This window comes from Clostridium sp. Marseille-P7770 (assembly GCF_902143525.1).
Classification (GTDB): Bacteria; Bacillota; Clostridia; order Lachnospirales; family Lachnospiraceae; genus Pilosibacter.
Genome location: NZ_CABFVC010000004.1, coordinates 379,616 through 404,909, shown reverse-complemented (window position 1 = coordinate 404,909; position 25,294 = coordinate 379,616). Strand labels below are relative to the sequence as shown.

The following is a 25,294-nucleotide window of genomic DNA, read 5'->3' as shown; positions in this document are numbered from 1 at the left end:
AGAGACAGGTTATGGAGAATGCGGCGGATGCCGCAGAGATCCCATTATCTTGACTGGTGTGAAAAAATCAAAGAAAAATATTCTTCGAAAGGGGAATATGGTTTTGCCGGAGCAACACTGACATTTCTGCAGGGAGAGAACGAATCAGAGCAGAAAAAGAGCGGTGAAGAGCGCCGGCTGATGTTGTTTTTTCAGAATCTGATCATTTACTGGCAAAATGCCATCGGCATTAAAGTTTCCATCGGCAATACACGGGTGCTGGAACAGAGTATCCGGACGGCGCTGGAGATTGCAATGAAAAGTCTTTCACGGGAGGAAGAAACGAAATTCTTCCGTGAGGTAAAGATCGCGCGCGAGCTTCTGGAAGGAAAAGTAAGACCGGAAGCAGAGATGAGAGAGAGTCAGGTATTCCGTCGCTGGCAGGAAGGTTACACCTGGGAAGAGATCAGTGGGCTCAGAGAGATACGGGAATCCATCGATAATCTGGAAAAACGCAGGGAGATCCGCCGGGAAACTGCCAGGATCAGAACTGCGGGACTGACTGACCGGAGAGTGCAGCAGATACAGGAAAGGACCGATGAACTGCCGGAAAGCCGCACGGTATATCTGGAACGTGAGGAGAGAAAAGAGAGCAGTCCCGAGCTTCAAAAGACCATAGAGAGTATCAAAGAGATCAGCCGGATCCGGGAAGAGATAAAAACCCGGGAAGAAAACCTGACAGGCGCAGAGAAAAAGCTTCAGTCTGAGCGTGCAAAAGAAAATGCGCGGATGCAGGAGAGAGAAAGACAGACCGAGACGGAACTGCGTCTGGAAAGGCAGAAGCAGACCGAGACGGAACTGCGACAGGAAAAAGAGCGACGGATCGAGACAGAAAGGCGCTTAGAAAAGCAGAAAGAAAACCGGAATACGGAAGAAGAACTCCGGCTTGGACAGCAGGATCATCGGGAAGAGCGAATTCCGGAAAAACTCCAGCTTCCGGGAAAACAGGAAGCACAGATCGAGCCGCAGCTTCGGGAGACAGAAAGTTATAGAAAAGAAGACGAATCCGGAAATCAACTCACGAAGAGGGAAGAAATACATGAAATTCAGACTCCGGGCAGGGAAGACGTAATTTCCGGAGAAGAAAGCGTTCCTGACAGGGATCCTGAACATGAAATCCCGGTGAAGCCTGCGGGAAACGAAAAACTGGAACTGCCGGAGAGCCGCATGGTGTATCTGGAAGACGAGGGAAAAAAAGAGAACAGTTCTGAGTTTCAGAAAACGACAGAGAGTATCAGGGAGATCAGTCGGATCCGGGAAGAGATAAAAACCCGGGAAGAAAAACTGACAGACGCAGAAAAAAAGTTTCAGTCTGAGCGTGCAAAAGAGAAGGTGCGGTCGGAAAGTCAGAAACAGACCGAGACGGAACTGCGACAGGAAAAAGAGCGACGGATCGAGGCAGAAAGGCGCTTAGAAAGGCAGAAACAGGTCGAGACGGAACTGCGGCTGGAAAGGCAGAAACAGCTTCAGGCGGAAGAAAAACGGCGCTCGGAGCAACAGCAGAGGGAAGCTATCGAGATTCACTTAGAAAAGCAGAAAGAGACCCGGAATCCGGAAGAAGAACTCCGGCTTGGACATCAGGATCATCGGGAAGAGCGAATTCCGGAAAAACTCCAGCTTCCGGGAAAACAGGAAGCACAGATCGAGCTGCAGCTTCGGGAGACAGAAAGTTATAGAAAAGAAGACGAATCCGGAAATCAACTCACGAAGAGGGAAGAAATACATGAAATTCATACTCCGGGCAGGGAAGATGTAATTTCCGGAGAAGAAAGCGTTCCTGACAGGGAGCCGGAATATGAAATCCCGGTGAAGCCTGCGGGAAACGAAAAACTGGAACTGCCGGAGAGCCGCATGGTGTATCTGGAACATGAGGGAAAAAAAGAGAGCAGTTCTGAGTTTCAGAAAACAACAGAGAATATCAGGGAGATCAGCCGGATCCGGGAAGAGATAAAAACCCGGGAAGAAAATCTGACAGACGCAGAAAAAAAGTTTCAGTCTGAGCGTGCAAAAGAGAAGGTGCGGTCGGAAAGGCAGAAACAGATCGAGATGAAACTGCGGTCGGAAAGGCAGAAACAGACCGAAACGGAACTGCGACAGGAAAAAGAGCGACGGATCGAGGCAGAAAGGCGCTTAGAAAGGCAGAAACAGGTCGAGACGGAGCTGCGGCTGGAAAGGCAGAAACAGCTTCAGGCGGAAGAAAAACGGCGCTCGGAGCAACAGCAGAGAGAAGATATCGAGTTCCGCTTAGAAAAGCAAAAACAGACCCGGACGGCACGGCAGCAGAAAGAAAAATGGAATCAGGGAGAAGAAATCCTGTCGGACCGTCAGGATCGCCGAAAAGTGAGATTACAGGGAGTGCTCCCTCCGCTGAGAGATCATGAAGTCCAGGTAGGATCCGCAGGGAACGAGAAACCAGAACTGCCGGAGAGCCGCTTGGTCTATTTGGAGTCAGAGCCGGCAGCGCTCTCAGCAGGTCCGAAAACACACCGGATCGTCCGTGCAGATCAATTTCTGCCGCTGATAATCGCCGGAAGATCGGCACTGACCGGACAGAAACTTGTGGGCGACCGGACCAATATTATCCTGAAAAGCCTGCTGACAGAAAAAATCTGGAAAAACGCACAGGAAACTGTGAAAGAAAAAAGGTCAGTGACTGAAAAAGAAGCCGTATTCGGACGGAGCGAAGTGCAGTTCCCGAAGAACGTAAAATTGACGGATCGGATTCCGGCAGAGAAAAGCGACAGTGCATCCGGGAAAATGGAACAGAGGACGATACTCAGGCACACGGACAGCATCATAAAACTGCTGAATACGATCGACCACCCGGAGACAAAAACAAAACTTCAGGTTCTCATGGGAAACCATGAAAACACAGCAGCTCCTGTAAATTTCCGAAATCTCATAAAGCGTCAGGGAAGTATAACAGAGCTTCAGAAGATTCTGGGTCGCCCAGAAAATAGAATCAATCTTCAAACCATAAAGTTCCAGACGATCATGAGTCATCCGGAAAACCTCCGTAATCGGACAAGTTATGCGGAAATTGTTCCGCAGATCCGCATCCCGGATCTGGCACAGACAACGAAGATCCAGTACATGGAACCTCATGGAAAAGAAAAACCGGGAAGAAGTGTTACAAATTCTGAATTTTCCGAAATATCTGAGAAACTCATACAAACCCGGGAGGAGACAAGAATCCTTCGGCGGGATTCCGGCTATGCAAGATCAACACTTGCGGAACAGGAAAAGAAGATCAGCGGACTGCGGCAGGAACTTCATGAACAGATGAAACATGTGAATGAAGAAGTGAAACGCCTGACGGATACCCGGCAGCAGGAATCATCGGTCCGGAATATGGCGGACCGGGTCATGAAAGAGCTGCAGAAACAGTTTCGGACGGAAAAGATCCGCCGAGGCTATTAAAACAGGAAAGAAAGGCGGAATATCAGGGAAAGGAGCAGAGCGATGGGATACGAAAGAGCGATATTGGTCCCAGAGGGCGGAAATCAGGAAATCAAAGTCCAATTTAATCCTGCAGAATACAATCTTTCCAGGAGTACGTCCTACGCGGAAAAAAAGATCCTCGGAATGGATGATCCGTTTACCCAGTATATTGCAGGAGAATCAGAAACGCTGAAGATCACACTGATGTTCGACACATACATTCCGCCGGGAGAAAACCAGGCGGAGGAGAGCGGAACGGATGTGAGGATCCAGACGGAAAAGATCGCGCAGCTGATGGCGATAGATCCCAAAAAGCATCGCCCGCCTAAAGTGACCTTCCGATATGGATCACTCATTTTTGCCGGTGTGATTACGGAACTGAACCAGACCTTTACGATGTTCCTTGCAAACGGAATGCCGGTCAGAGCAAAGCTGGAAGTGACATTTCGCTCGCTCGGAAAGGAAAATACCCATGTTCCGTTAGAGTCTCCTGATAGGACAAAATGCCGGACGATCCATGAAGGGCAGAGCCTGTGGGGACTCGCCTATGAGGAGTACGGGGATCCGGAAAAGTGGAAAGAGATCGCAAGAGAAAACCATATCACAGATCCCCTGCGGATAAAGGCGGGACAGGTATTGAAACTTCCGGCATTATAAAGTTGTATGAATGAACTGTGACATTTTTCATGAGTTTTTGCCTGCCGGTGTGAAAGGCGGAACAGTCAGAGAGCAGGAAACAGAAAGAAATACGCAGGAAAGGAGACAGGAGCATGGAGGATCTGATGACGGGAACTTACAATACGGAAGAACTTCGAAGAGATAACGGCGGTTTCATGGTACCGGATTTCTCCATAGAAATCGAAGGAAAGCAGATCCGCCGTTCCTCAAAAAGTGGAACACTTTTTATCGATTCTGTCTGCCTGAAATTATCAGCGGATGCGGCCGGTTCCCTGACATTTGATGTGTTGAATGCGTATGATCAGGAAGCAAGAAAATTTACGGATCAGGTAAAAGAAACTCTTAAGCCCGGCAATGTGGTTACCGCAAAATTTGGATATGCGGGCAATCTGATCAAGCTGTTCTGCGGATATATTCACAGCGTGAATTATGAGTACAATGAGACACCGACGATCGCTGTGACGGCGGTAGATATGGTCCGCCTCATGCAGGATAACGAAGAAGATGGACGAATTTATACCGGAAAGTCCTACACGGAAGTGTTTCAGGCGGTCATGAAACGCTACAGCTCCATATGCCCCTCAAAAGATATAAAAACGGATTCACCGGCGGCAGGAGAACCTCTTCAGATCGCACAGAAAGGCAGCGATTACACGTTTGTGAAAGATACACTGTGCAGGCTGGAATGCAGAGACTTTTTCGTATTGGCCGGGAAAGCATATTTTATCGATGCCGCGAGAAAGAAAAAGTCAGTGGTATCTCTGGAATGGGGACGCGATATCCTCTCGTTTTCCTGTGAGAGAAATTATGTATATGAAAAACTGCGTGTCCAGATGGTAGACGAGAATCGGAAGACAAAATCACTGGAAAAAGAGATAACCTTTGAGGGAAAACATCAGAAGCGGGTGATCCCGTCTCCGGGCATGAAAAATGTGACGATCGATTCGGAGGGCGATGCGGAACGGGCGGCGCTCCAGATGAAAAAAGCGGTCGATGAAGAAAAACAGAAAGAAGTCCGCTGTTCGGGTGTCTGTATCGGAATCCCTCAGATCGTTCCGGGAAGAAACTTGACGGTCCGGAAGCTGGATTCCTGGATTGACGGGACTTATGAGATTTTGTCTGTGGAACACCGGATTGATGAAAATGGATATACCACACAGTTTGAACTTGGAGGCTGACAGGGGAAAGGAGATCATGTATGGATCTGTTTAAAGAAATTCTGGATACAAAAACATCATCTTCATCCCCGAGATTCCGGATGCAGATGGCGGATCTGGCTACTGCAGTGGTGAAAGAAAACTGGGACAAAGAACATCCGGGCTGCGTCAAAGTAGAATATATTCTGGGAACGAACGGTGCGAAGACATCAGACTGGATCCGCGTCCTTCATGGATATGCAGGAAAAGGCTTTGGGTCTTATGCATTGCCGGAGATCGGAAGTGAGGTCCTCGTGGGGTTTATCATGGGTGATATGGAGAACGCGGTAGTTCTTGGCTGCCTGCATAACAGTGAGAGTCCGATTCCGGAAAAGACCGCGAATGAAAAAAATACGGTCAAGGAGATCCGGACGAAAGGCGGCTATGAGCTTGTCATCTCGGAGGAAAAAGGAAAAGAAAAACTTTCGGTGAAGACTCCCGGGGAACAGATGCTGATGATCGACGATGAAAACCAGAAGATCGAGATCCGGGATAAGCAGGGAAAAGAAACGATCGTGATCGACGGGAAAGCCAATATGGTCAGTATCGCGGGAGAAAAGAAGATCGAACTGGCCAGCAAGAGCGCAAAACTTGTTTTAGACGGCAGTTCCAACAAGATCGAACTGAATGCGTCCCAGATCAGCATTAACGGGAAACAGACGGCAGAGGTCCAGGGACAGTCATTAAAAATAGAAGGAACTTCCGTGGAAATAAAGGCGAAGGGAACGATGAAGGCAGAAGCGTCGGGAGTCGCCCAGCTAAAGGGAGCAATGGTGAAGATCAACTAAGACTATGGAGGCAGCAGACATGGAGGAAAGAGAAAAACGGGCATTTTTGGGAACCGGCTTCCATTTTCCACTGGAGATCGATGAGACGACAGGGCGGTTCCGGATGAGCAGTGAAGAGGAAAATATTAAGGAATCGATCAAACTGATCCTGATGACCGGAAAAGGCGAACGGGTGATGCGGCCGGAATTTGGCTGTGGTCTCAAACAGTTTATTTACGAGTCGATGGATTATGGGACAATGGTCCGGATGGAGCAGGAAATCAAATCTGCGCTGGAACGCTGGGAACCGAGGATCGAGGATATAGAAGTGTCAGTAACACCAGGCGAAGAGAAAAATGCGCTGATGATCCGGATCGCATTCCGGGTCAGGGCAACAAACAATCCGTATAACTATGTATTTCCATTCTTTTTACAGGAAGGTTTTGAGTAACAGTTTTGGATAAACGATCAGGGATGAGGAGGACGCCGTATGAAAATACCGGATATCAACGAAAAAAATACCAGGGCATTTTTAGATAAAGTCAGAGAACGCGCGTCTGTCTATACTCCCGAGTGGCGGATGAATCTGGAAGATCCGGACGGAGGAACGGCGCTGGCGCTGCTGTTTTCGGAAATGCATGAAGAGACATTAAAGAAATATGACCAGCTTCCGAAAAAAAGCATGCTGGATTTCTTTAACTGTGTGGGAACATCACTGGCTCCGGCAAAACCCGCAGCGGGATATGCTGTATTTAACCTTGTAAATCAGGAAGCTGACGGAACGGAGATCCGGAAGGGAACAGGGCTTCTTGCAAGACCGGAGGAAGATGATGAGGAGGACATTGTATTTGAAACGAGAAACGATGTGTATGTGACTCCGTCCAGAATCTGTGATATGGTTCAGATCCTTCCGGAAAAAGACGGGATCTACAGAATCCATGCGGAAGAAGATCAGGGAGTTCCCGGAAATTTCCAGTTGTTTGAGGGACAAGGAGAAAACCGTCAGGAACATATGCTCTACATCGCCCACCGGCATGTTTTCTATCTGAAACAATCGGGCTGCATTCATCTGATACTGAAGAGAAGCAGAAACCGGAAACCGGATGCAAAAGTCCTTGAGGCGCTTACCGATCCGGAATGTGCAGTCATTGAGTATTCGGCGGGAGAATTTTTTGAGCCGTTTGCTTCGGTAAAGGCAGATACGGAAAACGGAGAACTAATCCTCTGCAAGGATGAGGATCAGCCGGAAACGGAAATGTGTACAGTGGATGGAACAGAAAATTTCTGGATCCGGATCCGGTGCAGGAAAATCGAAACCTTGTCAGAACTTGAATTTGCGGATATCCGCCTCACATCGGAAGCGCACCGTACAGTTCCCGATGTGACGTTTGCGGGCGGGATCGAACAGCGGGGAGAGTATCTTCCGTTTGGAGAACAGATGGGACTCTATGAGGAGGTTTACTTTTCATCAGAACAGGCGCTGTCGCAGAAAAATGCGCAGATTACCTTGTCGTTCCGGATGAATTTTTTGCGGATCCCTTCCGAAACGTACGGCCAGGACCGGAAGAGAGACTGGAAGCTTATTATGAAACGGGCAGATTTTATCCCGGATCCGGAATATGATATCGGGATCAGTGAAGTGATCTGGGAGTATTACAACGGAAATGATTGGAGAAAACTGCCGGAAAGCGACCGGTACGCAGCTGTATTTCAGGCATCATCCGATCAACTGGAAAAAAAGACAGAGATCACATTCATCTGTCCGGAAGATCTCGCCCCGGTTCTTGTCCAGTCGGTGGAAGGCCGGTATATCCGGGTGAGAATCTTAAAAATGAACAATCTGTACCGCTGGAACGGACAGTATATTACCCCGGTTCTGCGCGATACGGGATTTGAGTACCGATATCATGAACCTCTTCCGATACCGGAAGTCCTGGAAAGAAAGAATAATATGCGCACAGAGCGGATCCGGGCGGAGGATTATTTCCAGGCGGGAAGAGATCTGAAACCGTTTTGTTCGCTGGAAGAACGGAATGATACCGTATATATCGGTTTTGACCAGCCGTTCAGGCAGTGGCCGGTCAGGATCCTCTTTAAACTGGAATCGGGAGTTCAGAGCGGAGCGCTTCTGAAATACGAATATTTTAACGGAAAAACATGGCGGCCATTAAACATGATCGACGGAACGGAAGGACTGAACAGGAACGGGATTATTACGCTGTTGGGAAATTCAGACTTTGCCGCGATGGAACTGTGGGGAAAGGAGCGGTTCTGGATCCGGATCCGGAAGACCGGAGAGGAGCAGGAGGAAGAAAAGCAGCAGCGGACAGTCATCCGGGAAATCTGGATGAATGCTACGGAGATCACAGCGGAAGAGACGATGGAACAGGAAGCTTTTTCCATCGATTCCAACGAGAAAAACGCGACATTCCGGCTGGCATCCGGAAAGATCACAAAGGCAAAGGTCTGGGTCCGTGAGAGACGGCCGGAAGGAGAATGCTGGATCCTATGGGAGGAGAGAGAAAATTTTGCCTCCTCAGGCGCGGACGATCGCCATTATGTGATCGATAAAAATGAGGGGATCTTACAGTTTTCGGATGGGATCTGCGGAAAGATACCGGATGATACCGGTGACGGAGCGATCCGGATCGAATACCGGTGCGGCGGTGGAAAACAGGGAAATGTGCCTGTCGGTGCGGTAAACCGATTCCGGGAAACCACAGGATTTGTAAATCAGGTCAGCAATCCGATCCATACATTTGGCGGAGCAGACATGGAACATGTGGAAGCGGCGATCAGGAGACAGGGTCGGGCATTCCGTCACAGAGGCCGGGCAGTCACGGCGGGAGATTATGAGGCGATCGCCATGGAGAGCAGCGGCAGCATCCTTCAGGCAAAATGTTTTCCGGGGCGTGGCTTTGTGGATCTTGTCCTTCTGCTTCGGGATCACAACAGGGAACGGGAGAATTTTGATCAGGTAAAAAGGGAATGCCTGCGGTATATGAATGACAAGGTACCTGCGGAGCTTTTGGAAAGCGGAAGATTTCGGATCATGGAACCTCAGTTTATCCATCTTGCAGTGAAAGCGGAAATCCGCGTGCGGGATATGAATCAGATTCTGGACACGAGACAGAGGATTCTGAAGGTACTCCATACATTCCTTGATCCGATGGAAGGAAATTTCCAGGGAAATGGATGGGAGATTGGACTGATCCCGAACCAGATCCAGATCCTGAATGAGATCCGCAGGGTCAGAGGAGTGGAGACGGTAACAGCGCTGCGGCTGATCCTTCAGACGGAGCGAAACGGAAAACTTGTGGATCTCGATCCGGAAGAGGCAGAAAAACTTCCCTATGCTGTTGCGGTGGAGGGAGAACATCAGATCGATATCATGACAGGAGGTGTGTCAGATTGATTCCTACGATTCGGCTGGATGAGGAAAGCTTTCAGGAAATTTTTGAAAAAGCAAGAAAACGGATCCCGATTCTGTATCCGGAATGGACGAATTTTAATGAAAATGATTCTGGAATCGCACTCCTGGAATTATTCTCATGGCTGAAGGAAGCTCAGGAATTTCATCTGGATCAGATCGGCCTGGAACATGAAGCTGTATATCTGAAGCTCCTTGGGATTGAAAGAAGAGAAATCTGCCCGGCAAGGACGGTGGTCACCTGCTATCCTGTGAAGAGAGAGATGGAACTTCCGGAAGGTTTCCGGTTTCATGCGGGTGATATCACGTTCTGTTCGGAGGAAGAGGTACACCTTTATGCCGGATCCCTTCGGTGGATCCGTACCGGATGTGTCGGGATAGAAGGTTACGCTTCGGAACGGGAGTGGGATGGATCAGACATTGCCTGGAAGACGGCAATTTTTCCGGAACCGGCGGGATACGGCAGTTTTCTGGAACTGGAGCCGGATAGAGAGATGGAAGGCGGAAAGACGTATGGATTTTTCTTTCGCTTATGGGAAAGCAGGATGATAAAAAGAAATCCTGTCTCTGAGGGATTTGAACCGATCGTGGGAATCCGTGCGGAGTGCAGGGACAGCGGTTCAAAAACCTGGAAGGCATGTGAACTGGTGCGGGATGATACCTGCGCGTTCTTATACAGCGGGATCGTAAAAATACGGATCCCGGAAGAAACCGACAGCTTCGGGGCAGACAGAATCCGGTTTGTATTTTCAGACGGAGAATATGATGTAATGCCGATGCTTTCACAGATTTTCCTGAATCCAGTGGAGCTTTGTCAGAAAGAAGAGGAAAACGGGAGAATCTTAGGTGAGGGAACAGGATTTCCGGATCAGAGATTCTCACTGGAACGGACCGGAGTGATCCCATCTTCAGTGGAACTGGCAGCCGAAGATCCGGAACATCCCGGAAATTTCGAAATCTGGAAGCAGGTTCACGATTTCTCCGGATCGTTGCCGGAAGACAGACATTTTATTGTCGATGGAGAGCACGGAGAGATCTGTTTTGGGGACGGATACCATGGGATGCCGCCGGAAGGGCGGATCCGGCTGATCAGGATAAGCAGAACTGAAGGAAGTGGAGGAAATGTCAAAAAAGGTCAGATCCGTCCAGGCGCATCGGAGAAAGAACCGGTTACTGAATTTGATGCCTGGAATTTTGAGGATGTGACAGGAGGCGCTGACAGGGAGTCTACAAAAAAATGTTTTGAACGATTTGAAACAGAGCTTGCCAAAAAATATTCTGCGGTCACAAAAGCGGATTACGAAGAACTCCTGAAACGCACACCGGGTCTTCTGATCGAACAGACCAGAGTTGTGGAGACAGATTGGGAACATAACCGGATCGTGGCGGCTGTAAAGCCGTGGTCGGAAGAAACATGTCCGGGGCTGAGCTCCGGATACCGGAACAATATCATGAAATATATGGAAAAAAAGAGGATACTCGGAACAGATCTTCAGATTGCAGAACCGGAATATATCAGGATCCGTCTCTATGCGGATATAGAACTCGTCGCCTGGTACCGGGACACGGAACAGATGTTAAAAGAAAAGATCCGGAGATATTTCGAAGAATTCTGTTCAGACTTTGGATGCCCGGTATTATACAGCGGACTATACGGATTTCTGGATGGAATGCAGGGGATCCGCGGAATCCGGTCACTTACGATCGACGCGGCAGGCCGTGGGATCACCCGGAACGTGAGCGGGGATGTTTTTCTTCCTCCCGCAGGACTTGCGGTCCTGGATCAGATCCAGCTCAGCGTATCCTATACGGGTTAAAAGGAAAGATGGGAGTACCAGATGACAGAGGACAGGAAATATTTTATCTTTAATAAACCGATGGATTATCGGAGAGGAACCGGACAGGGACTTGATGCTGCAGGCGGGATCCTGAAGCAGACAGGAGTGGAACCAGGGTGGTTTTTCTCCAGAGTTCTGGACAGCCGGGAAGAGAAAATGATCTGGCATCGACTGAGGACGGTATGCGAGGGAAAAAGCGGTGGATGGGCTATGACAATCTACTGCAGCGACAGCCGCTTTCTCGTCTGGGAAAATGGAAGTGCTCCGGTTGAGGAGGTCCTGAAATCCCGGGAGCTGTCCCTGAAAGAGAAAAAAAACCGAATGAGATCATATCTGGCGAAGGAGATCCGGGGAGATGAGGATGTACTGCTATTCGATGTAAGAGGCAGATATCTCTGGTTTCTTCTTGAGACCGGGGGACCGGCAGGGGATTTTGACGGGATCAGGGAGATCCGGATTGATTTTCCAAAGCAGAGCTGGATCTCCTGGCTTCCGGAAGTTTATCAGGGAACCGGAAAAAACCGGAATTTTCTGGAGCGGTATCTTGGCATCTTTCAGAGTTTCTATGAAGAGATGACGGAGAAGATCGAGAAGACCCCGGAGCTGTTTGATCCCGATTGTGCGCCGGCGGATTTTCTTTCCTGGATGGCAGAATGGCTGTCCATTGAGGATATCCCGGCATGGAATCCGGAACAGTTGAGATATCTTCTGAAAAATGCCCTGCGGCTCTACCGGATCCGGGGGACTGCGGAGTACCTGAAGGAAATGCTGATGCTGTACAGCCACTGTGAAGTATATGTAGTGGAACATCATCAGATGCAGGAGAGTGGAGATCCGGAGAAATCCCGGAGATGGAAGAAACTGTACGGAGACAGCCCCTATATGGTGACGGTCCTGATCCATACAGGACGCAGTGGAGATCAGAAAGAATACCGGACATTTGCCCGGATCGCCAGACATGCGGTCCCGGCCCATATAGAGTGCCGGGTCGTTCTGTTGACCCCATATGTTTTCCTGGATCAGCACACTTATCTTGGTGTCAACAGCCGGCTTGGAGAGTACCGCCCGATGCAGCTGGACGGACTGTCCGCAATGCATTTTTCACGGATTGGACAGTGACAGAAGAAAGGAATACAGCCAATGAAAAACATGAAGTATTTTCCCTTTGAGAGAAATAAATATTTTTACGGCAAGCTTCTGACCGTGGATGATTTTGAAACGGAACAGAGGTATATGAATGATAAAAGGCGCATGCTGAACCGCTTTTTGTATGGAAGCGGAGTGGTGTGCGGACTGAACGTGGTTCCGATCGATGATATGACGATCTCTGTGGAACCTGGGCTGGCACTGGATTTTTCCGGCCGCGAGATCGTTGTTGATACGCCGGTAGTAAAAAAACTGTCCATGATCGATGGCTTTGACTCCTTTAACAGGAGCAGGGATGAGAAAAAGTATCTTTATCTCTGCATGGATTACAAGGAGACGGAACGGGAACCTGTCCACAATGTGACCGGGGAGAGCGGGGTGGAGTACAACCGTTATCAGGAAGGATATGAACTGACAGTTACAGAGCGGGAACCATCCCAGATGGTACTTTCCGATGCGGCTTTTTATGAGAATACATCCATGATCTATATGGGAAAAGGGGTAAAGATCACCCAGACATGTCCGGCGTACGCGGTCTGCGGCAGTACCTTTGAACTCAGGATCACGGTGGAAAATATGGGGCAGGGACAGCCGATCCGTTTTTCCTATGATCTGGGACTTACCTGTCTGGAATCTTCCGGAGCAAAGCGTATGACGGTCATGTTTGATGAGGAAAAACATGAGAAGGAAGACCGGTATGAGATCGTTTACCAGGTAAAAGCTGGATCTGCAAAGAATGCGGAAGGAGTCATGGATATCGTAAAGGGAAGTTTCCGTCTTTCCTTCGGAGGAAGAGAAACGGAGGCTGCGGCAGCCGGAAAACAGACAGTGAAGCTCATAGAAGGGCGGGTGTCTGATGAGGTCAGAAGAAACTATTACCGGAGCGCGATGGAGGATATTCTCAGAAATAATTACCAGCAGAGCATCTATCTGGCAAAGATCTATGTGATCCGTGCGGGAGAGTCCTACCTGATCGATTCGATGGAGCCGATGCCGTTCCAACAGTTCGTATATAACAATGTTCTTGCGGACATCATGGGAAAACTCGTCAGAAATGAAAATGTTCAGGGGACCGGGAAACAGACGGTTTCCGACGAGGTCCATGGAGAAAAGGCGGAGGACAGAAGAAATCAGGGACCGACCATGACGACGGGTCATGTGATCTTCGATCTTGGACTCGGAGGAAATACAGGTCAGAGATTTTTCTCTGAGGATATCTCCCATGAGCTGGGGCTCGGAAATGTGACGATCATTCTCGGAGCGTGTACCGGAGTGCGGGACGAGGACAGCGTGATCTACGGTTCACCGGAGATCTTTCCGGATGAGGTCCCGTTCAGGGCGGAGCTGGCTGCGAAAGCGGACGCAAAGACCGGAACATTCCGGATCGGTCTGCGTTTGGTGGAACCGACCATGAACCGGTATGTCCGGGTAAACTGGACTGCGCTCCGGGATGCGAAAGAGAAGGTCCATGATGTGGAGGAGACGGCTCTCCTGATCCGTCCGGATATCCTTTATCTGAAGACAAGGGAATCCTTTTTCCTTGAACCGGAATTCCGGGGAATCTCGCCGACACCGGTGACATGGAACATCCGGGAAGAGAACGGCGGAACGATCGAGCCGAACGGAAAATATACCGCGCCGAACACACCGGGGATCTTTGAGGTGACGGCGGCAAGCACGACATATGAAAATCTTAGAGCATCCATCTATGTGGTGGTGCGCGACGGAGAATGAGAGAACGATGATACGAAACAGGAGGTGAGGAGAGGCCATGCGGATCCAGACATTAAACAGGGACTATGAAATTCTCCGGATGGCCGAATCCGGAGAACGGATGGATGTCCTGATCGCACGGGATGAAAAGCACCCGGAAGAGGGAAAGTGCATGCTGGTGATCCTGAAGCAGGAGACGGACATCCACAGATTTCTGCCATTCCTCGCGGCACAGCAGGAAAATGATCCATTTGACGATTTTATGGGATATTTTCCGAGAGACGGCAGGCTGTATATCGTATTTCGCTTTTCTGATCTTATGCCGCTCAGAGAGAGGTTGTCTCAGGACACTGGGTTTGAGGAACGGATCATGATCGCGGGAAATATTTTGAAGAGACTCGTATTCCTGCATCTCCCGGCGTATTTTCAGTACGAGGTGCTGGGAGAAGGAAATATCCTGGCGGGAGAGAACGGCGATATCCGGTTTTCATATGTTTTTCATGAGCCGGACCGTTTTGAAAATGTGACAGAGCGGGAGATCACGGAGCGCCTTACCGGAGTTTTAAAGAATATCTTTCGGGAAGAGCTGGAAAAACATTCCTGTCCGCCTCTGGAAACATTTTTTGAAAGACTGGAGAAGGACTCGTTTTCCGGAATGGCAGCTGTCTTAAAGGAATATGAGGCAGCAGCACGGGAAGCGCTCATTTTGCAGGCCGCAGGGGAGATAAGACCAAAGAGCTTCGGTTTCCGCCTGTGGGAGAAGATAAAAAAAGTGATCTCATATCTGAAATATCTGCTCCTGATCCTTGTGATGGGGGCTTTGATCGGATATCTGGTCTATACGATCCGCCATCCGTCCAACAAGGCAGCGGAGGCGATGAATTATAAATCAATCGGCACACTGACGATCGGAGAGACGGAAGGACAAGGTGCCGCAGGACAGACGGGAGAGTAGGACATATGCGTTTTATGAATGATTTTGACTGGAAAAAGACGATGCAGTACGGGTGGCGAAGGATCCTTCGCGCACTGGTGCGTCCGTTTGCCGCGCTGCGTCTGAAATTCCGCAGATTGTCAAATCCGAATACGCTGGTGAATACGGTAGTTACCGATGTGCAGGCTGAGGTAAAAAAGGCAGTCTCGAAAAAACCGGAATCTTTAAAGGAATATGTTCCGGTAGGCAGGTACTACGCGGCGAAAAAACTCCTGTTAGCGATCTTGATCGCAGTGATCCTGCTCCCGATCCTGTACTTTAAGTTCCTGCATCCGGTGATCATCGCGAAGTTCTTATGGAAAACAATCCCGGTGAATACGGCAGCGCAGTACGGCTATACGGGAAAAGTAAAGCTTACGGATCCTGAGACAGGCATCATTCTCTATCGCGGGCCGTTAGCGGACGGGCGGATCACGGGAACAGGCACCCTGTTTGATTATGAAGGAAACATTCTTTACAAAGGTCAGTTCGAAAACGAGATGTATGAGGGAAGAGGCACCCTGTTCTATACAAACGGCAGTGTGGAATATACAGGCGAGTTTTCCCAGAATAAGTATCAGGGAAAAGGTTCTCTCTACTACGAGGACGGGACATTGGAATACGAAGGCAGTTTTGCAGACGGAAAGTACAGCGGAAGCGGCAGCCTTTATGATAAAGACGGTACATTGATCTATGAAGGCAGCTTTGACGGCGGACGATACAGCGGAGCGGGAACTCTTTACGGAGAGAATGGGATGCTCCTCTATGAAGGAAATTTCGAAAAAGGACTGTATGAAGGTCAGGGGACATTATACCGGAATGGAAAAAAGGTCTATGTGGGTGCCTTCTCCGGTGGAATCCCGCAGGGAGAAGGAAAAGAGTACGGGAGTACCGGGCTGACGGACAGCTGGGGAACATATGAGGACGGCGAGTTCGTTGCAGGACAGACGGTCCTTTATGATGAGAACGGAATGATCGAATACCGAGGCGAGGTGGCAGACGGTCAGTATGAAGGAAAAGGAAGCCTGTACCAGGATGGAGAGCTTCTCTACGATGGAGAATTTCATGAAAGCCAGTATGAAGGAACAGGGACGCTCTATGCAGGAACAGAAATCCTGTATCAGGGAGGTTTCCAGGCAGGAATTTATGAAGGAAAAGGTGAACTGTACCAGGATGGAGAGCTTCTCTATGAAGGTGAATTCCACGAAGGACAATATGAAGGAAAAGGAAGCCTTTATGAGCAGGGAAAAGTGATCTATGAAGGTGAATTCAAGGCCGGTGAGTATGACGGGGAAGGAAAACTCTATCAGGATGAGAAACCTGTCTATGAAGGAAGCTTCGGAAAAGGGCTGAAAGAGGGAGAGGGAATTCTCTATGATCCAGAGACCGGAGCAACGGTGTACGAAGGAGCTTTTGCGAAAGATCAGTATGAAGGATCCGGAACGCTCTATGATCCGGTGACGGGGATGAGCATCTATGAAGAAAATTTTGTAAAAGATCAATATGAGGGATCCGGAATCCTCTATGATTCAAAAAATGGAGAAACTCTCTACGAAGGAACCTTCACAAAGGGACTTTATGAAGGAGAGGGCCGCCTTTATGATCCGGAAACAAAGAATCTGATCTATGATGGGACATTTCTCAAGGGAAAACGCGCGGGAGATGGAAAGGAATACGATCCTGAGACGAAAGCGCTGATCTACGAAGGCAGTTTTCGTGAGGACCTCCATGACGGAGACGGAACAGAGTACGATAAAACCGGTGCGAAGACTTATGAGGGACGGTTCCAGCTGGGAACTTATTCCGGGTCCGGAGTCCTTTATGATCCGGCAACGGGAAAGGTACTGGCAGAAGGTGAGTTCCGGAATGGAGTGCTCTTAACACCGAAGGCAGAACTGGACGCGGCGAAGAATCCGACAGAGGCGGAAACGGAAGCGTCCGGAACAGAAGCCGGGGCTACAGAAAGTGAAAGCTCTTCCGGGGCAGCTGCCGCTTCCGAAAATCCTTCCGGGAAGCAGGAAAGCGCACCGGAAGATACAGAGCAGGTGCCGGGAAGAACGAAAAAGACAGGGATCGGTCCCGGATATGAGGACTGATCGGACAGATCTGCCTGATAGAGAAAGGAGCGGACGCAATGGGAAGATCCACATCGATCGCGGACGTCGGAATGGCGATCGTGAAACTTTTAAGGAGAGAACTTGTTCCGGATACCCTGCAGAATCCGGACGCGATCGGTCTTTGCAGTCCGACCGACCGGGGAGATTATATCGTGGGGATCCACTTATATGACATCCGGGAAAGTGAGGAACTGCGGGTCAACACGATGATCGCGAGAGGAGCGGAAGAGCTTCAGTATCCTCCGAGTTATGTAAACTTATATTATATGATCACAGTGACATCCACCGGTGATATCAAATTCCGGTCGTCCGAGGAACACAAGATCCTCGGAAGGATCATCCAGATCCTGTCGGATTATCCTTGTCTGGACAGAGAGACTTTGGAGCCGACAGCACTGAGAAAGCAGCTGGATGTGGAGATCAGCATGCAGAATCTGACGCTGGAAGATAAAATGCGGATCTACAGTGTGCCGAATGCCGGATACAAGCTGTCATTATTTTACCGGGCGGCACCGGTGGAGATCGAATCCACAAAGAGCCGGAAAGCAGCAAGAGTTATGGACATCGACTTTGGTCTGGAGGAAAAAAGATGAGCGGGGAACATGTAAGGCACAGGGTTTCCCTGGTGTTGGAGCTTTGGGATGATTTTTCGGATCGTCCGCTGTCAGACCCGTCGACCGAGATCATCGCGAATGGGACGATCCGTCCGATTCGGAAAGCAGATGGGTTTTATGTGTTTGTAAACTGTCGGCTGCCGCTTCATGTGGAGATCCGGTCAGAACAATATGAAACCGAAGAATTTGATGCGGGGATACAGGGCGAAGAAGCAGTCATTATGAAAAAAAGACTGCGTCCGGGAAAAAATTACCCGATCCCGGACGGGACAACCTGCATTGAGGGAACTTTGCATCCGGGCATCCGGATCGGAGCCGCAGTAAAAGATACGGCATCTGCACTCCGTCTGTTTGCGGATTATGATCCGGATGCAGACGCAGCACATCTGGAGCTTTTTGATCCGGCCGGGAAAAATCCGGAAGGAAAATATTTTTATATTGAAGATTCGTCCGGAGATCATTCAGAAATCTTCCGCACAGTGGGATATGAAAGAACAGATAAACGGCTGCGGATCGAACCGGAGCTGCAGCATGCTTATAAAAAAGCCGGGACGAAAGTATACGAATACAGGTATACGGAAGTACGCCGGGATGGAACTTTTTTCCTGCCTTTAAAAGTCAGAAGTCAGGGGAAGAAGGTGATCTGTCAGATCCGGACAGCTGAGAAGAACTTCTGCAGGAAGATCGAGCCTGGTATTGTAAACCGGATCGATTTCGATGAAAAATGAGTGGAAAGGGGGAGAAACATGAGTCAGACAGAGGAATGGTACCAGAGCACAGAAGAATATGAAACAGAGCGGATGTTTCTTACCCGGTCACTTCTTTTTCACTATCAGGATGAAAAAATGCTCCGGACAGATAAGCGGAAGATTTTTGAGATCGGGAAGAAAGCGGACCGGTCTGCGGCACATAGAGTGATCATCCCTGAGGCATATCTGCTCCGGACTGCCGGGGCGGGAAGATTCCTGAGCTTCTGTGTGGGACTTGCTATCACGGCGATGACAGATGATGTGACAGCGGAAAGTCTTTCGGAAATTGCAGCGAACCGCGGAATGCGTGTTCCGACATTTGGATTTGCGATGCAGCTGTTTACAGGAGAGGGAGAGACGAGAAGAGATTGTTTTGAAGAATTTTTTCGCGAAAAGGAAAAATTTGAGCTATTTTTTGAACTCGATGAGACAAGAGCGGTAACAGAACAGGGTCTTGTGATCAGGAGCAGGATCCTTCAGTTCCTTTATTCACCGGAAACAGATGCGAAAGAGCTTGCAGGATTCTGCCGGCTGTACCACGGAAGACAGCTTGCGGATAAGCCCTTGTCGGTCGGAAAGAAGATTGAGGAAAAGATCGTCTCTTTCCTGAAGCGCGAAGGTGAAAGCAGGATCCTTTACCTCTATGGTCCGGGCGGATCCGGAAAGAGATTTCTTCTCCGCCACGCATGCCGGGAAAACGGACAGTTCTGTCTGGAGGCAGATGCAGGAGAACTTACCGGGGAGCGGGGAAAAGACTGTCTGTCGGATGTGATTCGGGAAGCTATTTTAAGACGGGCTGTCTTATGCATTCGAAATTTTCAGAACATGTTCAGGGAGGAAGACCTCTCAGACGCGTCGGCAATGCTTCAGAAGATCCTGTGCAGACTTCCGATGGTGGTGGTTCTTTCTGACAGAAAGTGGACAGGGGGGATCGGAAGTTTTCCTGCACCAGCTGTGGAACTTGAGATAAAAGCACCGGAAACGGAGGAGAGAATTGCTCTGTGGCGTGAAGCTTTCAGGCGGTATCCGAAAGCGGAACCGGAGATCTTCCGGGAAAATGAAAGAAAATTATGGGGACTTGCGGGGAAATTCTCGTTTCTCCCTGGACAGATCATGGAAGCGGCAGAGAACTGTTCCGAAGACTCCAATGGAGACAGAGAGGAAGCCCTGTATCAGGCGTGCAGGGAACAGGTGACGCATCGCCTTGGGGAACGGGCTATGAGAATCAAACCGGCATATGGGTGGGATGATCTGATCCTTCCGCCGGACAGGAAAGCGATGCTGAAGGATGCCTGCAACCAGATCGAGTTCAGCCATCAGGTATACGGAAAATGGGGATTTTCCACGAAGATGGCATACGGACGAGGAGTCTCCATGATGTTCTGCGGTCCGCCCGGAACCGGAAAGACCATGGGTGCCCAGGTGATCGCACGGGAGCTCCATCTTGAGCTTTACAAAGCAGATCTGTCCAGTGTCATGTCAAAGTATATCGGGGAGACGGAAAAGAATCTCGGTGCGCTGTTCGATGAAGTGAAAAAAAGTCAGAGCATCCTGTTTTTTGATGAGGCGGATGCGATTTTTGGAAAGCGTTCCGAAGTAAAGGACGCGCAGGATAAATACGCGAATGCGGAAACGGCGTATCTCCTCCAGAAGATGGAGGAATATGATGGCATCGTGATCCTGGCGACAAACTATTTCCAGAATTTTGATGAAGCGTTCAAGCGAAGAATCCGGTTTATCATCGAATTTCCACTGCCTGATGCCGAAAGAAGACTGGAGATATGGCAGCGGGTCTACCCGAAAGAAACACCGGTGAGCAGTGAGGTTGATTTTGAATATCTGGCATCCCAGTTTGAACTTTCCGGCAGCAGTATCAAAAACATTGCGATAGCGGCGGCCTTTAAGGCGGCAGCGGCTGGGACCGAGGTGGAGATGAGCCAGATTCTCGGATGCCTGCGTGAAGAGATGAAAAAATCGGGAAAGAACCTTCAGAGAGATGATTTTGGTCAATATTATGATCTGATCCGGGATTGATGCGCTGAAAGGAGAGATGATTTATGGGCTTGTTTAGTAAAAAAAAGAAGAAAGATCCAGGAAAAGCAAAGAGAGATCCATCGGCAAAAGCAGCTATGGCAGGGAAAAAGCAGGACGCGGCGGAGCCGGAGACAGCAGTGGAGAAACCAGCTCCGGAAAGAGCCGGAAAAACTTCGGAGGACTACAGCAAGGAAATGATCTCCAGAAGTGAGCAGTTCCGGGAATATCAGAACCGCTTTGCCTTTACAAAAGAGACGGTGGAATCTGTAAATTCACTCCAGAAATTAAATGAGATCCGCGATGCGGCGGACCGGAAATTTTTTGAGCTCTCGATGCTTGAAGCCGGAACCGAGGACTGTTATAGCCAGATGGCGTCCGGCGGCAGTGTAAAGGAGGAAGATAAGGAAAATTATGAAATCGCAAGAGCACGCCTCGAAACCTGCAAACGCCTTTACAGTGAACTTTTAGACTCGATCGAAGAGCGTAAAAAGACGATCGCGAACGATCCGAAGCTTGCGAAAAGAAACAGCATTATCGAACGTTTTAAACTTATAGGAAAAAATACTCCGATGATGCAGCTTCTGAGAAAAGTCCGTGTGTTTGAGGACAATCCGGGATACCGGGACAAACCGGGAAAGATCGACAGGCTGAAGGCGAAAGTACTTGGCGGATTCGGAATGACGGAAAAAGATGCCGAGGAATTGCATGATGAGATAAAACCTTATTCAGAAATGAAAGAAGGATATGATGAGGCCAAAGAGAGCATTGGTGATTTTAAGGGTGAACTGAAAAAGTTCAAAGACAAAAAAGCCGGGAAACCAGTGGAGGACGAGAAAGAGGATCCATTTGATGGAATGGTTGATCTGGTCAAGAATACCGTGGTTCTTATCAAAGATACAGTCGAATACGTAAAAAACATTGATAAGATGAACAGCCAGAATGCCATCGATACTGCAGTCAGTATCATAACAAAGGGCTTGTCCACGGCAACAGATTCAGTCGGAAAAGTCGTTTCTCTTCTGACAGAGTTTCCTTTTGTGGGACCGGTCATTGGACTTGTTAAAAATGCAATCAGTTTTTTCAGTGAAGGATATCAGCTGTTTATGAGCAGAAGGAGAATGGCAAAGCTTCGGGAACAGAAAAAGCTTCTGAAAGCCCGAATGCTCAAGCGGAAAAAGAAATATGCATCCGACCCGGAATTAAAAAGTCTTTATGGATTTATAAGCGAGGGAAAGGACGGAGAAGCAAAACTTGACCGCAAGAAGCTCGGCTACAGGGAAGATCGTGGAATGGTGGGATCCGGAAGTGATGCGAGAGAAGCCATGAAGAGCGCTGCAGCCGAAAAACAGGGAAGCAAGCGCCATCTTTACTATAAGGCAAAAGAGGCAGAGAGTATCGAGCAGTATGATGAGATTAAGGAAGCGATCCATAAACACAAGAATATCCGCCGGGAAAAGATCATCGCGATCATTCAGCAGGGAGTTGATGTCGCGGCGAATATTTCCGGATTTTTTACCGGCATCGGCACAGTTGTTTCCAGTGGAATTAAGGCCGGAAACAGTGTGTTCAGCGCCGGAAAAACAGCATTCAGCTGGGCAAGAAATAGGTATAAGAGTATGTCCGGAGACCGTCGCTCCGAGGAAAATAAAGAGGTATTCCGAAATAAATATGCGGAACATATCTACGACAATATGGCAGAAGTTTCCCAGTATCTGGATGGAGAGGGAAAGGTCGATCTCAATAAGGCAGATGCAGGTCAGATAAGGAAGATCGCGGAGAGCTATGATTATGCCGAAAACATGATCCTCGGGACATCGGCCAACATGGTCTCCCTGATCGATGCACCGAGCAAGGAGGACCTTTTAGACGAGATGAGCAAAGCCTTTGGAGCAGGTGAATAAAGGAGGCAGGAGTTCATATGGAACGAAAACGAAAAACAGCAGATCTGAAATTTCTGGCTGAATTTTTGGAGGAGATGGAATGGGAGACGGAAGTGATCGGAGAAGATATGGCAAATCCTGTTCTGGCAGCGGTACTTCCGATGGAGGAAGACTATGAGGCGACAGTTGTATTTACCTATATCGATCTCCCGGAGGAAGATGCAGAGTATACAAAGTATCTTCAGATCTATTTCAGTCTTGAACCGGATATTTCGGAAATTCCGGCGGAGGAGCTTTTAACTTTTGCAAATCAGATGAACCTGCTGACACTGATGGGACACTTCGTTTATGTCCCTGCGGCAGATGGACAGCCGCAGCGGGTGGATTTCAGATATGTGCTTCCGCTGGATGCAGAAAAACTTCCGGATGAAGGGATTGTCGGGGAAACGCTCTTAAATCTGATGAAATATACGCAGACGGCAGAGGCACTTCTGCTCCGGAGGATCGCAGGGGATCCGATGGAAAAAGTTCTTGCGGAGATTCAGGCAGTGCAGGAAGAAAGTGGGAGGTAAGAGATGGGATTTTGCGTATTAGGCGGTGCCATGTGTACCTGCAGTTTTGGGATGGCACCATCCACTCTGATAGTCACTCCTGAAAAAAAGACAGTTTCATCGATGCCGGCAGCGACGATCATGGACAATGTTCCGATGAAAAATATCATGCCGTTTGGAATGTGCCAGTCACTTGCGAATCCGGCAGTGGCATCCGCAACGGCGGCCGCATTCGGTGTTTTAACCCCGATGCCGTGCGTGCCGGTAATTCCTGCCCCGTGGGCCCCGGGCTCGCCCACAGTCCTGATCGGAAACACACCGGCACTTAATCAGAGTTCGAAACTGATGTGTGCTTACGGGGGAGTGATCCAGATCACAAATCCGGGGACGACGAATATACAGATACCTTAGGAAGTGAGCAGATTATGAAAAAAAGGATCTTTGGCCTTCGGGCGAAATTTGCGGTGCTGTTTCTTGCTTTTGCCGCTATCATCATGTTTTCCGTCGGAACAATGACATATCAGGCATACCGGAGTTCCATGATGAAACGGTATGCCAGCGAGGCGGTAACGATCGCGAAGCTTGCCGCGTCCTATCTGGACGGGGATGAAATGGTGCGATACAGCATAACGCGGGAAAAAGATGCGGAATATGAACGGATGGCGGCGATCTTGGACAATATCAAGGAGCAGTCAGGGGTGCTTTATCTCTATGTGGTGAAGCCGGTGTCCGAGGATTCAACGGTCTATCTGTTTGATGCCTCTGCGGTCAACGAGACAAAGTATATTGCAAAGCTGGGTGACAGAGGAGACTGGGATGATAACTTTAAGCTTGCAAAGAAAGCAATGGAAACGGGAGAACCAAGTAATGAACTGGAACCAACGATGACCCAGCTCGGATATCTGGCATCGGCGTATGTTCCGATCAAGGACCATACAGGAACTCCGGTTGCTGTTGTCGGTGTTGACTTTACAATGGACGAGATTCAGACATTTCTGAAATATAACATCAAAAACCTGTTGTTGATCATGGCTGGGCTGATCATGGGATGTTTCCTCGTTCTCCTTCTTCTCGTTAATCACAGCATCATAGCGCCGGTCAGAATCCTGAAAAACAGCGTAGAAAAGATGGCGAATGGAGAACTTGGTGTGCAGGTTCCGATCAAAAGCCGGGACGAGATCGGGGAAATCTCGGCGGTGTTCAACCGGATGTCGTTCAACATCAGTTCCCATATTCAGGAAATCACGGATCTGAATGAAGGATATTACAAATTTGTTCCGTCCACAATCTTCGAAATTTTGGGGAAAAAGAACATCAAAGAGATTAGTCTGGGGGATAACCGAACGGTGCCTTTGGAAGTTCTCCGGATGCAAATCAATAATTTCGAGGAAAAAACGAGGCGGATGGACGCAGAGAAGCTGTTTGGATTCTTAAACAGAGTGTACCAGCTCAGTGTACCGGTCATCATTGGAAACAGCGGAGTGGTGGATTCCTACTTTAACGGCGGACTCAGTGCAATCTATACGAAGGTCGGAAAAAATGCCGTGGACAGCGCCATCAGTATCTGCCAGAAATTAAACGAGGAGAAAAAGGCAGGGCGTATTCCGGAATTTGCGGAAGTAGAGCTTGCCTTCGCAGTTTCGATCGGAAGTCAGATGGTGGGAATTGTTGGACATGACCGGAGACTTTCAGAGGTTACGCTTTCAGAACAGATTTCCATGATCGATTATCTGAGAAAAATTGCCTGGAAATATAAGGCGAGAATCCTTGTAACGGGAACAGCAGTGAGCCGCATTCAGGACTTTGAGGAGCGTTATCATGCGAGGATCCTGGGAATGATCCATGTCAGCGCGACAAATTCCCTCGAAAAGATCTATGACGTTTACGACGGGGATGAGGAATCCCTGAGAGAGATTAAAGAACTTACGAAGCAGAACTTTGAAGCCGGAGTCAGACATTTTATGGCAAAGCGGTTTTACGAGGCGAGAAGATGTTTTGTGGAGGTTTTAAAGGTTTCACAGGGAGATTACGCAGCGCGGGAATATCTGTATCTGTGCAACCAGTATTACATAAAGGAGGATACATCGGAGATCAACGTGTATATCGAGGATTTCTGATGGGTAAGAGA

The 25,294-nt window shown here is 49.0% G+C and carries 18 protein-coding genes; all 18 read left to right on the top strand.

What is annotated here, in order from left to right; translation table 11 throughout:
• Positions 1 to 27: 27 nt before the first annotated feature.
• Positions 28 to 3,459, top strand: coding sequence for a hypothetical protein (locus FN001_RS11905; RefSeq protein WP_142411964.1), 3,432 nt, complete (start codon positions 28 to 30; stop codon positions 3,457 to 3,459).
• 42 nt (positions 3,460 to 3,501) lie between these two features.
• Positions 3,502 to 4,137: a CIS tube protein gene (locus FN001_RS11900; RefSeq protein WP_142411963.1), complete on the top strand. Its 636-nt coding sequence runs from the start codon at positions 3,502 to 3,504 to the stop codon at positions 4,135 to 4,137.
• 113 nt (positions 4,138 to 4,250) lie between these two features.
• Complete coding sequence (locus FN001_RS11895) at positions 4,251 to 5,336, top strand: phage late control D family protein (RefSeq protein WP_142411962.1); 1,086 nt, start codon at positions 4,251 to 4,253, stop codon at positions 5,334 to 5,336.
• A 20-nt stretch (positions 5,337 to 5,356) separates the two neighbouring features.
• Positions 5,357 to 6,142 (top strand): phage baseplate assembly protein V, encoded by a 786-nt coding sequence (locus FN001_RS11890; protein ID WP_142411961.1) that lies wholly within the window; start codon positions 5,357 to 5,359, stop codon positions 6,140 to 6,142.
• A 19-nt stretch (positions 6,143 to 6,161) separates the two neighbouring features.
• A complete protein-coding gene (locus FN001_RS11885) occupies positions 6,162 to 6,572 on the top strand; it encodes a GPW/gp25 family protein (protein ID WP_142411960.1) in 411 nt (136 codons plus the stop codon).
• Positions 6,573 to 6,611: 39 nt separating this feature from the next.
• The gene (locus tag FN001_RS11880) at positions 6,612 to 9,536 is read left to right on the top strand and encodes a baseplate J/gp47 family protein (protein WP_142411959.1); all 2,925 of its coding nucleotides are present in this window, start codon (positions 6,612 to 6,614) and stop codon (positions 9,534 to 9,536) included.
• Positions 9,533 to 11,368, top strand: a complete 1,836-nt coding sequence (locus tag FN001_RS11875; protein WP_142411958.1) for a baseplate J/gp47 family protein — start codon at positions 9,533 to 9,535, stop codon at positions 11,366 to 11,368. The genes FN001_RS11880 and FN001_RS11875 overlap by 4 nt, the downstream gene beginning before the upstream one ends.
• Before the next feature lie 21 nt (positions 11,369 to 11,389).
• The gene (locus FN001_RS11870) at positions 11,390 to 12,508 is read left to right on the top strand and encodes a phage tail protein (RefSeq protein WP_142411957.1); all 1,119 of its coding nucleotides are present in this window, start codon (positions 11,390 to 11,392) and stop codon (positions 12,506 to 12,508) included.
• Positions 12,509 to 12,529: 21 nt separating this feature from the next.
• Entirely contained in the window at positions 12,530 to 14,269 is a 1,740-nt protein-coding gene (locus FN001_RS11865) for a hypothetical protein (protein ID WP_142411956.1), read from the top strand.
• 37 nt (positions 14,270 to 14,306) lie between these two features.
• Entirely contained in the window at positions 14,307 to 15,203 is an 897-nt protein-coding gene (locus FN001_RS11860) for a hypothetical protein (protein WP_142411955.1), read from the top strand.
• A gap of 5 nt (positions 15,204 to 15,208) precedes the next feature.
• Positions 15,209 to 17,317, top strand: a complete 2,109-nt coding sequence (locus tag FN001_RS11855; protein WP_142411954.1) for a hypothetical protein — start codon at positions 15,209 to 15,211, stop codon at positions 17,315 to 17,317.
• A gap of 38 nt (positions 17,318 to 17,355) precedes the next feature.
• Complete coding sequence (locus FN001_RS11850; protein WP_142411953.1) at positions 17,356 to 17,931, top strand: Pvc16 family protein; 576 nt, start codon at positions 17,356 to 17,358, stop codon at positions 17,929 to 17,931.
• Positions 17,928 to 18,680, top strand: a complete 753-nt coding sequence (locus FN001_RS11845) for a hypothetical protein (RefSeq protein WP_142411952.1) — start codon at positions 17,928 to 17,930, stop codon at positions 18,678 to 18,680. The genes FN001_RS11850 and FN001_RS11845 overlap by 4 nt, the downstream gene beginning before the upstream one ends.
• Positions 18,681 to 18,698: 18 nt before the next feature.
• Positions 18,699 to 20,735, top strand: a complete 2,037-nt coding sequence (locus FN001_RS18510) for an AAA family ATPase (RefSeq protein ID WP_142411951.1) — start codon at positions 18,699 to 18,701, stop codon at positions 20,733 to 20,735.
• Between the two features lie 23 nt (positions 20,736 to 20,758).
• On the top strand, positions 20,759 to 22,636 hold the full coding sequence (locus tag FN001_RS11835; protein WP_142411950.1) for a hypothetical protein: 1,878 nt from the start codon (positions 20,759 to 20,761) through the stop codon (positions 22,634 to 22,636).
• A 17-nt stretch (positions 22,637 to 22,653) separates the two neighbouring features.
• Positions 22,654 to 23,187 carry a hypothetical protein gene (locus tag FN001_RS11830; protein ID WP_142411949.1) on the top strand — a complete coding sequence of 178 codons (534 nt, stop codon included), beginning with the start codon at positions 22,654 to 22,656 and terminating at the stop codon, positions 23,185 to 23,187.
• A 3-nt stretch (positions 23,188 to 23,190) separates the two neighbouring features.
• Positions 23,191 to 23,577: a DUF4280 domain-containing protein gene (locus FN001_RS11825; protein ID WP_142411948.1), complete on the top strand. Its 387-nt coding sequence runs from the start codon at positions 23,191 to 23,193 to the stop codon at positions 23,575 to 23,577.
• 14 nt (positions 23,578 to 23,591) lie between these two features.
• On the top strand, positions 23,592 to 25,283 hold the full coding sequence (locus FN001_RS11820) for a HAMP domain-containing protein (protein WP_142411947.1): 1,692 nt from the start codon (positions 23,592 to 23,594) through the stop codon (positions 25,281 to 25,283).
• The last annotated feature ends 11 nt before the right edge of the window (positions 25,284 to 25,294 follow it).